10 protein-coding genes are annotated in these 12,316 nt (G+C 73.0%); 3 read left to right on the top strand and 7 right to left on the bottom strand.

Going from position 1 to position 12,316, the window contains the following annotated elements; all coding sequences use genetic code 11:
* The first annotated feature begins 2 nt into the window (after window positions 1–2).
* Window positions 3–440, top strand: coding sequence for a rhodanese-like domain-containing protein (locus QC385_RS38275; protein WP_443033099.1), 438 nt, complete (start codon window positions 3–5; stop codon window positions 438–440).
* A 48-nt stretch (window positions 441–488) separates the two neighbouring features.
* Here QC385_RS38275 and recX read toward each other — a convergent pair whose 3' ends face one another.
* The 4 genes from recX to QC385_RS38255 all read right to left on the bottom strand — a co-directional run bounded on the left by recX (window position 489) and on the right by QC385_RS38255 (window position 4,317).
* A complete protein-coding gene (recX, locus tag QC385_RS38270; protein WP_279546008.1) occupies window positions 489–1,346 on the bottom strand; it encodes a recombination regulator RecX in 858 nt (285 codons plus the stop codon).
* Window positions 1,347–1,349: 3 nt separating this feature from the next.
* Window positions 1,350–2,477, bottom strand: coding sequence for a recombinase RecA (recA, locus tag QC385_RS38265; protein ID WP_336621347.1), 1,128 nt, complete (start codon window positions 2,475–2,477; stop codon window positions 1,350–1,352).
* Window positions 2,478–2,754: 277 nt separating this feature from the next.
* A complete protein-coding gene (locus QC385_RS38260) occupies window positions 2,755–4,038 on the bottom strand; it encodes an AI-2E family transporter (RefSeq protein ID WP_279546006.1) in 1,284 nt (427 codons plus the stop codon).
* 84 nt (window positions 4,039–4,122) lie between these two features.
* Window positions 4,123–4,317, bottom strand: coding sequence for a DUF3046 domain-containing protein (locus QC385_RS38255; protein WP_086600650.1), 195 nt, complete (start codon window positions 4,315–4,317; stop codon window positions 4,123–4,125).
* Window positions 4,318–4,397: 80 nt separating this feature from the next.
* On the opposite strand from QC385_RS38255, the gene QC385_RS38250 reads away from it, so the two are divergent.
* Complete coding sequence (locus QC385_RS38250; RefSeq protein ID WP_279546005.1) at window positions 4,398–5,342, top strand: hypothetical protein; 945 nt, start codon at window positions 4,398–4,400, stop codon at window positions 5,340–5,342.
* Here QC385_RS38250 and QC385_RS38245 read toward each other — a convergent pair whose 3' ends face one another.
* The 3 genes from QC385_RS38245 to QC385_RS38235 are packed head-to-tail and all read right to left on the bottom strand — an operon-like array spanning window position 5,343 to window position 7,227.
* A complete protein-coding gene (locus QC385_RS38245; protein WP_279546004.1) occupies window positions 5,343–5,654 on the bottom strand; it encodes an AzlD domain-containing protein in 312 nt (103 codons plus the stop codon).
* A complete protein-coding gene (locus tag QC385_RS38240) occupies window positions 5,651–6,373 on the bottom strand; it encodes an AzlC family ABC transporter permease (protein WP_336621346.1) in 723 nt (240 codons plus the stop codon). Before QC385_RS38240 ends, QC385_RS38245 begins: the two co-directional genes overlap by 4 nt.
* A 23-nt stretch (window positions 6,374–6,396) precedes the next feature.
* Window positions 6,397–7,227: an AraC family transcriptional regulator gene (locus QC385_RS38235; protein ID WP_336621345.1), complete on the bottom strand. Its 831-nt coding sequence runs from the start codon at window positions 7,225–7,227 to the stop codon at window positions 6,397–6,399.
* Window positions 7,228–7,367: 140 nt separating this feature from the next.
* On the opposite strand from QC385_RS38235, the gene QC385_RS38230 reads away from it, so the two are divergent.
* Window positions 7,368–12,290: an ATP-dependent helicase gene (locus QC385_RS38230; RefSeq protein ID WP_279546002.1), complete on the top strand. Its 4,923-nt coding sequence runs from the start codon at window positions 7,368–7,370 to the stop codon at window positions 12,288–12,290.
* Window positions 12,291–12,316 lie beyond the last annotated feature (26 nt).

Genomic DNA, 12,316 nt, shown 5'->3' with positions numbered 1-12,316 from the left:
GGGTGAGCGACGGCAGCAGCGGCGGCGACGGCAACAGCGATGGCAGCGGCCGTGTCCACCGTGCCGTCGGAATCGACGAGTTGCTGGAGCGCGTACGGGCGGGCTACGAGCGGATCGAACCGCAGGAGGCGTACGCGGCCGCTCGGTCCGGTGACGCACTGCTGGTGGACATCCGCTACGCGGCCCTGCGTGAACGGGACGGCCTGATCCCGGACGCCCTAGTCGTCGAGCGCAACGAGCTGGAGTGGCGCCTCGACCCGCAGGGCAGCCACCGTCTCCTTCAGGCCACGAGCCACGCCCTGCGCGTCGTCGTGATCTGCAACGAGGGGTACGCCTCCAGCCTGGCGGTCCAGTCCCTGCACCAGCTGGGACTGCACCGGGCCACCGATCTGGTCGGCGGGTTCCAGGCTTGGCGGGCCGCGGGGCTGCCGGTGGTGTGATCGCGGGGCTCGACAGCGGGCGCGGCCCCATGAGGGTCCGGCCTCGCCTCAGACCCCTTCGTCCCCGAGGAACTCCGTGTCCTCGCCCTCCTCCTCCAGCGCCTGCCGGACCACACGCAGGGCCAGGCCCTCGGAGTAGCCCTTGCGGGCGAGCATGCCCGCGAGGCGTCGGAGGCGCTTGTCCCGGTCGAGTCCACGAGTGGAGCGGAGCTTCCGCGCGACGAGCTCCCGCGCGGTCGCCTCCTCCTGCTCGGAGTCGAGCTGGGAGACGGCCTCGTCGATCAGCGTGGAGTCGACGCCCTTGGTCCGCAGCTCCCGGGCGAGCGCACGCCGCGCCAGTCCTCGGCCGTGGTGCCGGGACTCCACCCAGGCCTCCGCGAAGGCGCTGTCGTTGATGAGGCCGACTTCTTCGAACCGCGACAGCACCTCCTCGGCGGCGTCGTCCGGGATCTGCCGCTTGCGCAGGGCGTCGGCGAGTTGCTTGCGGGTCCGCGGGGTCCCGGTGAGCAGGCGCAGGCAGATCGCCCGCGCCTGCTCGACCGGGTCCCCCGGAGGCTCCCCCTGCTCGGCCCTCGACGAGGAGAGCGAACCTCCGTCCTCGGCGACCGCCGCGCCGAAGCCGCGCCGGCGGCGCCCGCGTCCCCGCCCGTCAGGCGACCCGCCGCCACGCGAGCCGTCCCTGGACGAGCCGCCTCCGCGTGAGCCTCTGCCGGTTGAGCCGCTGCCCTGGGAGGCGTCCCCGTACAGCCGGTCGTCCCCGTACGGACCGTCGTCCCCGTACAGCCGGTCGTTCCCGTGCGCGTCCTCCCCGTCCACGGCCGAGCCCGTCTCCTCTCCGGTGCCCCTCCCCCGTGGGGCACCGGAGGCGGCGTACTCGTACTCCGCCCAGTCGGTTCGTCGTGTCACGGGTCAGCTCTTGGCTGCGGCGGCCTTGGACTTGGCGGACTTGGCCGCTGCCGGAGCGGGGACCGCCGCCGCCGCGTCGGCCGGTGCCGGGGAGACCGCCGCGTCCGTGCCCGGCTCCGCGACCGGCTCCTCGGGGCGCACGCCGACGCCCAGCTTCTCCTTGATCTTCTTCTCGATCTCGTTGGCCAGGTCGGGGTTGTCCTTCAGGAAGTTGCGCGCGTTCTCCTTGCCCTGGCCGAGCTGGTCGCCCTCGTACGTGTACCAGGCGCCGGCCTTGCGGACGAAGCCGTGCTCCACACCCATGTCGATCAGACCGCCCTCGCGGCTGATGCCATGGCCGTAGAGGATGTCGAACTCGGCCTGCTTGAAGGGCGGCGCGACCTTGTTCTTGACGACCTTGCAGCGGGTGCGGTTACCGACCGCGTCCGTGCCGTCCTTCAGGGTCTCGATGCGGCGGATGTCGATGCGCACCGAGGCGTAGAACTTCAGCGCCCGGCCACCGGTCGTGGTCTCCGGGGAGCCGAACATCACGCCGATCTTCTCGCGGAGCTGGTTGATGAAGATCGCGGTGGTCTTGGACTGGTTGAGCGCGCTGGTGATCTTTCGCAGGGCCTGGCTCATCAGGCGGGCCTGAAGACCCACGTGGCTGTCACCCATCTCGCCCTCGATCTCCGCGCGCGGGACGAGCGCCGCGACGGAGTCGATGACGATGAGGTCGAGGGCTCCGGAGCGGACCAGCATGTCCACGATCTCCAGGGCCTGCTCGCCGTTGTCCGGCTGGGAGAGGATGAGGTTGTCGATGTCGACGCCGAGCTTCTTCGCGTACTCGGGGTCGAGTGCGTGCTCCGCGTCGACGAAGGCGACCTGGCCTCCGGCCTTCTGCGCGTTCGCCACCGCGTGCAGGGTGAGGGTGGTCTTACCGGAGGACTCCGGTCCGTAGATCTCCACGACACGGCCGCGGGGCAGTCCGCCCACACCGAGGGCCACGTCGAGGGCGGTGGATCCGGTCGGGATGACCTCGATGGGCTCGTTGGTCCGGTCACCCATGCGCATGACCGCGCCCTTGCCGAATTGCCGTTCAATCTGTGCGAGAGCGGCATCCAGGGCCTTCTCGCGGTCGGTTCCTGCCATGGGTTCCACCCGATTTGCTTGAGTCGATCGCTTCACGTCAAAGACGCTAACGCCTGCCACTGACAATGCGCCTCGACGCACGTCCGGCCTGTGGATAACTCGGGCACTTCTCCACCCAAAGTACGTCGAAACGCCCGTCGTTGAGCTGCACCGGAGACTCCATAAGAATGGATGTTCGATTTTCGTGTCAAGCGCACCACGCGGCACGTCCGTGCGGCACACGCGGCACCTCGGTACGGCACCAGGCGGCACCGCCTACGGCAGGGCGCCGGGCGACTCAGGCCGGGCTCTTGCCGGAACCCCCGCCCTCGGAGCCCCCGCCCTCGGGCCGCTCCGCACCTGCCCGCCGTGCCCACAGCTGCCTCGCGCGCGTGACCAGGCTCGGCCCCTCCCCGCGTCGGCGATGGCCGTGGACCCGGGGGTCGTCCGTGACGTCGTACCGCTTCACGTACGCCCCCAGGAAGGCCTGGAGCGTGGCGATGGCGGGGATGGCGATCAGCGCGCCGACCGCACCGAGGAGCGCGGTGCCCGCGATGACCGAGCCGAAGGCGACCGCGGGGTGGATGTCGACGGTCTTGGCCGTCAGCTTCGGCTGGAGCACGTAGTTCTCGAACTGCTGGTAGATCACCACGAAGATCAGCACCCACAGCGCGTACCAGGGGTTGACCGTGAACGCGATCAGCATGGGCAGCGCGCCCGCGAGATACGTACCGATGGTGGGGATGAACTGCGACACCGCGCCCACCCACACGGCGAGCACGGGCGCGTAGGGCACGTCCAGGGCCTGCAACACGACGAAGTGGGCTATGCCGGAGATCAGTGCCATCAGGCCGCGCGAGTAGATGTAGCCGCCGGTCTTGTTCACGGCGATCTCCCACGCGCGCAGCACCTCGGCCTGCCGTGCGGGCGGCAGGAGGGAGCAGATCGTGCGGCGCAGCCGCGGGCCGTCCGCGGCGAAGTAGAACGAGAACAGCGCGATCGTCAGCAGCTGGAAGAGACCCCCGATGACCTGGGCGGACACGTCCAGGACACCGGTGGCGCTGTTCTGCACGTAGGTGCGCAGCCAGTCGGAGCGGAGCAGGCCCTCCTGGATGTCCACGCGCTTCAAGTCGGTCTTGAAGTGCGTGTTGATCCAGTTGATGACGGAGTCGAGGTAGTCCGGGAAGCCCTCGATCATCTTGATGATCTGGTCCGCCAGGATGGAGCCGAGCAACGTGACGAAGCCCGCCGCCACGATGATCACGCCGATGAAGACGACGAACGTGGCCAGTCCTCTGCGCATGCCGCGCGAGGCCATCCAGCTCACCGCCGGTTCGATGGCGAGCGCCAGGAAGAACGCGATGAGGATGTTGATCAGCAGGCCGGTGAGCTGGTGGAAGGCCCAGCTGCCCAGCTGGAAGACGGCGACGAGGGCGAGTGCGAGCACCAGGGCGCGCGGCAGCCAGCGCGGCATACGGCCGTTCGGCCCGGCGGCCCCGTCGACGGGGGGCGGGGCGGGCGGGGTCGTGCCGAACGGGGAGGACTGCTGGGCTTCCCGCCCGGTCTCGTCAGTGCGTGCCACGCACCAAGTCTCGCCCACGGCACCGACAGCCGTCTGCCCGCCTGCGATCTTCGTGGGCCGCCGGTCAGCGGTCTCCACGACGGGTCAACGCTTCTCCCTCGGCACGTCCATCACCGCGCACACCACCTGCCAGACCTCCTTGGCGTCCCAGCCGGCGTCGAGGGCCTCGTGCACGGTGCGCCCGCCGAGATCCGACATCACATGGTCGCGTGCGAAGGTGTCGGCGTAGCCCGGACCGAAGTGCTCCGCCATCCGCTGCCAGAAGACCGTCAACCGCATGACTCAAGTATCCCGCCCGTGGGGGTGGGCCTGAGCCGGGACCGCCTGCCGGCACCGTTTTCCGCCCTACGGTCTGACCCATGGCCGCAACAGGAGCTCCCCCACTCCCCCCGTCGCACCCGCCGCACACCCCCGTGGCGCGCGCGGAACGCTTCGTCTGGCTCACCGCGCGCGTGCTCGAGCAGCGCCTCTTCGCCCACCACTTCCGGGGCGGCGCCTCCGACCCGGTGGAGACCGCCCTGGACGCCTACCGCAACGAGGACGGCGGGTACGGCCACGCGCTGGAGCCCGATCTGCGCGGCCCGGTCAGCCAGCCGCTGCACACCGCCCACGCCCTGCGCGTCCTGGACGCCGTGGGACGCTGCGCCGGGCAGCGTGTGGAACGCATCTGCCGCTACCTGACGTCCGTCTCCACGGCGGACGGTGCCCTCCCGGCGATCCACCCGAGCCAGCGCGGTTACCCGACGGCCCCCTTCGTGCCGGTCGTGGACGACCCGCCCAGCGCTCTCCTGGCCACCGGGCCGGTGGTGGGGCTGCTGCATCGCAACGAGGTGTGGCACGCCTGGCTGTTCCGGGCCACGGACTTCTGCTGGCAGGCGGTCGAGTCCCTGGAGGAGTCCCACCCGTACGAGATCGAGGCCGCCGTGGCCTTCCTCGACTCCGCCCCCGACCGCCCGCGCGCGGAGGCGGCCGCCGACCGCCTGGGCCGCCTGGTACGCGCACACCGCCTCGCGGCCCTGGACCCCGACGACCTGGACGCGTATCCGGTCTCCCCCGGCTACGCCCCGGGCGAGCACCACTTCCCGTACGACTACGCGAGGACACCGCAGTCGCTCGCGCGCGCGTGGTTCACGGACGACGAGATGGCGCGCTCCCTGGACCACCTCGCGGCCCGGCAACAGGAGGACGGCGGCTGGCCCGTCCGGTGGCGTCGGTGGGCCCCGGCGCCGGCTCTGGAGGCACGCCCCTTGGTGACGGTCGAGGCCCTGCGCACGCTCCGGTCCCACGGTCGCCCTGTCGGCTGATCACCCCACGCCCATGGCCCGCACGCCCGCGGTCACCAGCACGGCCGCCGCGACGACGAGCAGGAACGGGGCGCGCAGCATCAGCGCCACGGCCGCTGCTCCGAGCCCGGCGGCCCGCGCGTCCAGGACCAGCGCCTGCCCGTCGGCGAAGGTCTGCTGGGCCGTGAGGGCCGCCAGCAGCGCGACCGGCAGCAACGCGGCGAGGCGCTTCACCACGGGCCGCTCAAGAGCCCCGGCGGGCACCAGCAGCCCGGCCAGCTTGACGGCGTAGCACCCGAGGACGGTCACACCGATCGCGATCCAGACGTTCATCCTTCGATCCCCCGTCCCTTGCGCCGGCCGTCCGCCCAGAGCACGACCGGCGCCGCCAGCGCGGCCATCAGAACCGGCACACCGGCGGGCAGCACGGGCAGCAGCCCGAGCCCCAGCAGCACGGCGAGCCCGGCGACGGCCCGCTCGGTGCCGGTTTTCAGCATGGGCGCGAGCAGCGCCAGGAACACCGCGGGCCCCGCGGCGTCCAGCCCCCACGCGCCGGTGTCCCCGATGGCTCCGGCGCCCAGGGCACCGAGCAGCGTGGTGAGGTTCCACAGCACGTACAGGCTCAGCCCGGTCACGACGAACCCGAGCCGCGCCGCGCGCCGCGTGGGCTGTGCCAGCGCGACGGCGGCCGTCTCGTCGATCACCCACTGGGCGGCGAACGGCCGTACCGCGCGCGGGAGGGCCAGCAACTGCGACAGACGCAGCCCGTAGAAGGCGTTCCGCACGCCCAGGAAGAAGGCCCCGGCCGCCGCCGTGAACGGGCCGCCACCGGCCGCGAGGGCGCCCACCAGGGCGAACTGTGACGCCCCGGTGAACACCAGCAGACTGAGCGCGCACGTCTGCATCAGCGTGAGTCCGCTGCCGGCCGATGTCACCCCGAAGGCGAACCCGGAGAGCCCGACGGCCACCCCGACGCCCAGGGCGTCCCGCACGACGGCACGGTCCGCCTTCCCACCGGTTTCTGTATCTGTGAGAGCTGTCCGATCTGCCACGCCCCGCACGCTACGAGGGGCCGCTACCGCACGTCTTGTACGTTCTTGCGCTCGCGCTGGTACGCCCCCGGGGGCACCCCGACCATCCGGCTGAAGTGCCGGTTGAGGTGCGGCTGATCGGTGAACCCCACGGTCACGGCGACCTCGGACGGCGCCGTCCCCAGGTCCAGCAGCCGCCGCGCCCGCCGCACCCGAGCGTCGGTGAGCCACGCGTGCGGCGGCATCCCGTAGGCGTCCCGGAAGGCCCGCAACAGCGCGAACGGGCTGGTACCGAGCTCGGCCGCCAACCGCTCCAGGCTCGGCGGCCGCGCCAGCCGCTCCTCCAGCGCCGCACGCGCGCGTGCGGCGATCCGGGCCCCGGCCGTGCGCACCTCCCGCCGCGGCATGGGCCCACCGTTCAGGCGCAGCAACCTGGTCACGGCGACCCGCAGCAGCGTGTCCGCGGCCAGCGGGTTGCCCTCGTCGGCGGCGCGCAGCACCTGATGCACCAGCCCGACGGCATACGGATCATCCACCACCGGGCTGACGAACCCGGGTGTCCCCCGCAGCGTCGTGGTCTCGGCCGCGATCTCCGCCACCACATCGACGGGCGGATACACGGCTCCGTACCGCCACCCCTCGGGCACACCGGCCCGCCCGGTGTGCGGAGTGTCCGGGTTCACCAGCGCGAGCGCCCCGGCCCCCGCGTACTGGTCACCCCCACCGTGGTGGAACACCTCCACCCCGTCGGCGATGGCGGCGATCACGAAGTTCTCGTGCGTGTGCCGCACGAACGTCTTGTGCACGTACCGGGCCCGCAGCAGATCCACCCCGGGCAGCTCGTCGTACTGCCAATGCCGCGCGCGCTCGTTCATACGGCCATTGTCCGCGGCCCCGAACGCACGGTGGCAAGCCTCACGCATCCGCACGCGCCGATACGCCCCCGGCGGTCGCGCGCTCCCCGGCCCGACCGCCGCGGACACCCGTTGTCAGTGGCGAGGTGCACGATGGACGCATGGCCAGCAACGCACACCGAGCCCTGGACGCCTTCTCCCCCGCGACCCGCGCCTGGTTCTCCGGCGCCTTCTCCGCGCCCACCACCGCCCAGGCCGGCGCGTGGCAGGCCATCCACCAGGGCTCGGACGTGCTGGTCGTCGCCCCCACCGGCTCCGGCAAGACCCTGGCCGCCTTCCTCGCCGCCCTGGACCAGCTCGCCTCGACCCCTCCCCCCGCCGACCCCAAAAAGCGCTGCCGGGTCCTCTACATCTCCCCCCTGAAGGCCCTGGCCGTGGACGTCGAGCGCAACCTCCGCAGCCCCCTGACCGGCATCCGCCAGGAGTCCGTGCGGATGGGCCTGCCCGAGCCCGAGGTCAAGGTGGGCATCCGCTCGGGCGACACCCCCGCCGCCGAGCGGCGCGCCCTGTCCACCCGCCCGCCGGACATCCTGATCACCACTCCCGAATCACTGTTCCTGATGCTGACGTCGGCCACGCGCGACGCGCTGACCGGCGTGGAGACGGTGATCCTCGACGAGGTGCACGCGGTCGCGGGCACCAAGCGCGGCGCCCACCTCGCGCTCTCCCTGGAGCGGCTGGACGAGATCCTCCCCAAGCCCGCCCGCCGCATCGGCCTGTCCGCGACGGTCCGCCCGGTCGACGAGGTGGCCCGCTTCCTCTCGCCCCGCCGCAAGGTGGAGATCGTCCAGCCGGAGTCGGGCAAGGAGTTCGACCTCTCCGTGGTCGTCCCGGTCGAGGACCTGGGCGAGCTGGGCGGCTCCCCGGTGGCGGACGGCTCGGAAGGAGCCGAGCGCCCGTCGATCTGGCCCCATGTGGAGGAGCGGATCACCGACCTCGTCCAGTCCCACCGCTCCACGATCGTCTTCGCGAACTCCCGCCGCCTCGCGGAGCGCCTGTGCAACCGCCTGAACGAGATCGCGTACGAACGGGCCACGGGCGAGACCCTCGACGAGCACCACTCCCCCGCCGAGCTCATGGGCGGCTCGGGAGCCGCCCATGGGGCGCCACAGGTCATCGCCCGTGCGCACCACGGCTCGGTGTCCAAGGAGCAGCGTGCCCTGGTCGAGGAGGACCTCAAGGCGGGCCGCCTGCCCGCGGTCGTCGCCACGTCCAGCCTCGAACTGGGCATCGACATGGGCGCCGTCGACCTGGTGGTCCAGGTCGAATCACCCCCCTCGGTGGCCTCCGGCCTGCAACGCGTCGGCCGGGCAGGCCACCAGGTGGGCGCGGTCTCCACCGGCGTCGTCTTCCCGAAGTACCGCGGTGACCTGGTGCAGGCGGCGGTGGTCACCGAACGCATGCGGACCGGTGCCATCGAGTCCCTCAGGGTCCCCGCCAACCCGCTGGACGTCCTGGCCCAGCAGATCGTCGCGATGACGGCCATGGACACCTGGCAGTTCGACGACCTCCTCGCCGCCGTCCGACGGACCGCGCCCTTCGCCTCGCTCCCGGAGTCGGCCTTCACGGCGGTCCTCGACATGCTGGCCGGCCGCTACCCGTCGGACGCCTTCGCCGAGCTGCGCCCGCGCGTGGTGTGGGACCGCGTCACCGGAGAGATCACGGGCCGCCCCGGCGCACAGCGCCTCGCCGTCACCTCCGGGGGCACGATCCCCGACCGGGGGCTCTTCGGTGTCTTCCTCGCCGGCGCCGATCCCAAGAAGGGCGGCGGCCGGGTCGGCGAGCTCGACGAGGAGATGGTCTACGAGTCCCGCGTCGGCGACGTCTTCACGCTCGGCACGAGTTCCTGGCGCATCGAGGACATCACCCGCGACCGCGTCCTGGTCTCCCCGGCCCCGGGCGTGCCGGGGCGGCTGCCCTTCTGGAAGGGCGACCAGCTGGGCCGCCCGCTCGAACTGGGCCGGGCGGTGGGCGCGTTCCTGCGCGAGGTCGGCTCGCTGTCCAAGGACGACGCCCGGCTGCGCCTCCTCGCCGCCGGCCTGGACGCCTGGGCGGCGGACAACGTGCTGTCGTACCTGGACGAGCAGCGCGAGGCCTGCGGGCACGTCCCGGACGACCGGACGATCGTCGTGGAGCGCTTCCGCGACGAGCTCGGCGACTGGCGCGTGGTCGTGCACTCGCCCTTCGGCGCCCAGGTGCACGCCCCCTGGGCCCTCGCGCTCGGCGCGAAGCTCTCCGAGCGCTACGGCATGGACGCGCAGGTCATGCACGCCGACGACGGCATCGTGCTGCGCCTGCCGGACGCGGACCTGATGGGCCTGGACCTGCTCGACCAGGAGCCGGTGAAGCTGGGCCGGGAGTACGACGCCGAGCAGGCCCCCGTGGGCGCCGCCGACGTCGTCTTCGACAAGGGCGAGGTCGACCAGGTCGTCACCGACCAGGTGGGCAGCTCGGCCCTGTTCGCGGCCCGGTTCCGCGAGTGCGCCGCCCGCGCGCTGCTGCTGCCGCGCCGCAACCCGGGCAAGCGCACGCCGCTGTGGCAGCAGCGCCAGCGCGCCTCCCAGCTGCTCCAGGTGGCGAGCGAGTTCGGCTCGTTCCCGATCGTCCTGGAGGCGGTCCGCGAGTGTCTCCAGGACGTCTTCGACGTTCCCGGTCTCGTCGAGCTGATGGGCGACCTGGAGTCCCGCAAGGTACGCCTCGTCGAGGTCACCACTGCCGAGCCGTCCCCCTTCGCGCGCTCCCTCCTCTTCGGCTACGTCGCGCAGTTCCTGTACGAGGGCGACTCACCGCTCGCCGAGCGCCGCGCCGCGGCCCTGTCGCTGGACTCACGGCTGCTGGCCGAGCTGCTGGGCCAGGCGGAGCTGCGTGAGCTGCTCGACGCGGAGGTGCTGACGGAGCTGGAGCGGGAGCTTCAGTGGCTGACCGAGGACCGCCGCGTCAAGGACGCCGAAGGCGTCGCGGACCTCCTCCGCCTCCTCGGCCCGCTCACGGACGCGGAACTGGCCGAACGGGGCGCCGAACCGCGATGGGCTCAGGAACTGGCCGGCGCCCGCCGGGCCATCCGGGTCCGGATCGCGGGCAGGGACCACTGGGCGGCGATCGAGGACGCGGGCCGGCTGCGCGACGCACTGGGCACCGCCCTGCCGGTCGGCGTCCCGGAAGCCTTCACGGAGCCCGTCAAGGACCCGCTCGGCGACCTCCTCGCGCGCCACGCCCGCACCCACGGCCCGTTCACCTCCACCACGGCGGCGGCCCGCTTCGGCCTGGGCGTGGCCGTCACCGAAGGCGCCCTCCAGCGGCTGGCCGCGGCGGGCCGGATCGTCCAGGGCGAGTTCCATCCGGCGGGCATCGGCCAGGAGTGGTGCGACGCGGCGGTGCTGCGCCGACTCCGCCGCCGCTCGCTGGCCGCCCTGCGCCATGAGCTGGAGCCGGTGCCGCCGGCCGCACTCGCCCAGTTCCTCCCCCAGTGGCAGCACATCGGCAAGGGACACTCCCTGCGCGGCATCGACGGCCTGGTGCGCGCCATCGAGCAGGTGCAGGGCGCGTCCGTGCCCGCCTCCGCCCTGGAGAAGCTGGTCCTGCCCTCCCGGGTCGTGAACTACAACCCGGCCATGCTGGACGAGCTCACCGCCGCCGGAGAGGTGGTCTGGTCCGGGGCCGGCGCTCTCCCCGGCAAGGACGGCTGGGTCTCCCTCTACCTGGCGGACGCGGCCCCCTTGCTCCTGCCGCCCCCGCACCCGTTGGAGCTGACCGCTCTCCACCAGTCCGTCCTGGACGCCCTCTCCGGTGGCTACGGCCTGTTCTTCCGCCAGATCGCCGACCAGGTCCGCGCCACCACCCACCCCGACGCCACCGATCCCCAACTGGCCGACGTCATCTGGGACCTGGCCTGGTCCGGACGCCTGACCAACGACACGCTCTCTCCCATGCGCTCCCTGCTCGGCTCGGGCCGCACCGCCGGCTCCACGGCCCACCGCGCCAAGCGCACGGTCCCGCGCGGCCGCTACGGCTCCCTGACGGCCGCGGCCCGCCCCGCCTCCCGCTCCGGCCCGCCGACCGTCGCCGGCCGCTGGTCCCTGCTCCCGGCCCACGAGCCGGATCCCACGGTGCGGGCCCACGCCCTCGCCCGCACCCTCCTCGACCGGCACGGCGTGGTGACCAGGGGCGCGGTCTCGGCGGAGGGCGTCGAGGGCGGGTTCTCGGCGACGTACCGCGTCCTGTCCGCCTTCGAGGAGAGCGGCCAGGCCCGCCGCGGCTACGTCGTGGAGGGCCTCGGCGCCGCACAGTTCGCGATGGACGGTGCCGTGGACCGCCTGCGCGCGGTGTCCAACGCCCGCGACCGCGGTGAGGACCTGCCCGGCCCCCCTCCGGGCCACGACCTCGACCCGTTCCCCGCACACGACTTCGCCGGGCAGGACGACTCGCTCCTGTTCGGCAGCCACCCCGGCGACCCCGGCCCCGACGGCTTCCCCGGCCCCGGCCCCGCCTACGTCACCCCGGCCCCCCAGCCGTCCCGGGACGAGTACGTCTCGCCCCGGGACTACGCCCCGCAGGGCACCCCGCCCTGGCAGAACGGCGGAGGCGCACCGTACGGTGCCGGGCTCCCCGGCCGCCGCACCCGCCCGGACTCCGCCTCCCGGGCGGTCGTCCTCGCCGCCGCCGACCCGGCGAACGCGTACGGCGCCGCCCTGGCCTGGCCCGAGCCTCCGACCGGCGCCGGGCACAAGCCGGGCCGCAAGGCGGGTTCCCTGGTGGTCCTGGTCGACGGTGAGCTGACGCTCTACATGGAGCGCGGCGGCAAGACCCTGCTGGCCTGGACCACCGCCCCGGACGGCGACCCCACCGAGGACCCCCGCCTCCACACGGCCGCCGAGGCACTCGCCGCAGCCGCCCGAGCGGGCTCCCTCGGCACGGTCACGGTGGAGCGCGTCAACGGCGCCCAGGCCCTGACCTCCCCCATCGGCACCCTCCTGGAAGGAGCGGGTTTCATCGCGACCCCCCGAGGCCTCCGTCTCCGCGCCTGACCGTCCCGCGCCCGTGCCACCCTTGA

Origin of the sequence: Streptomyces sp. DH10 (assembly GCF_029813805.1) — a bacterium.
GTDB lineage: Bacteria > Actinomycetota > Actinomycetes > Streptomycetales > Streptomycetaceae > Streptomyces > Streptomyces coeruleofuscus.
The sequence above is the reverse complement of the archived record's forward strand: the minus strand, read 5'-3'. Positions and strand labels throughout refer to the sequence as shown.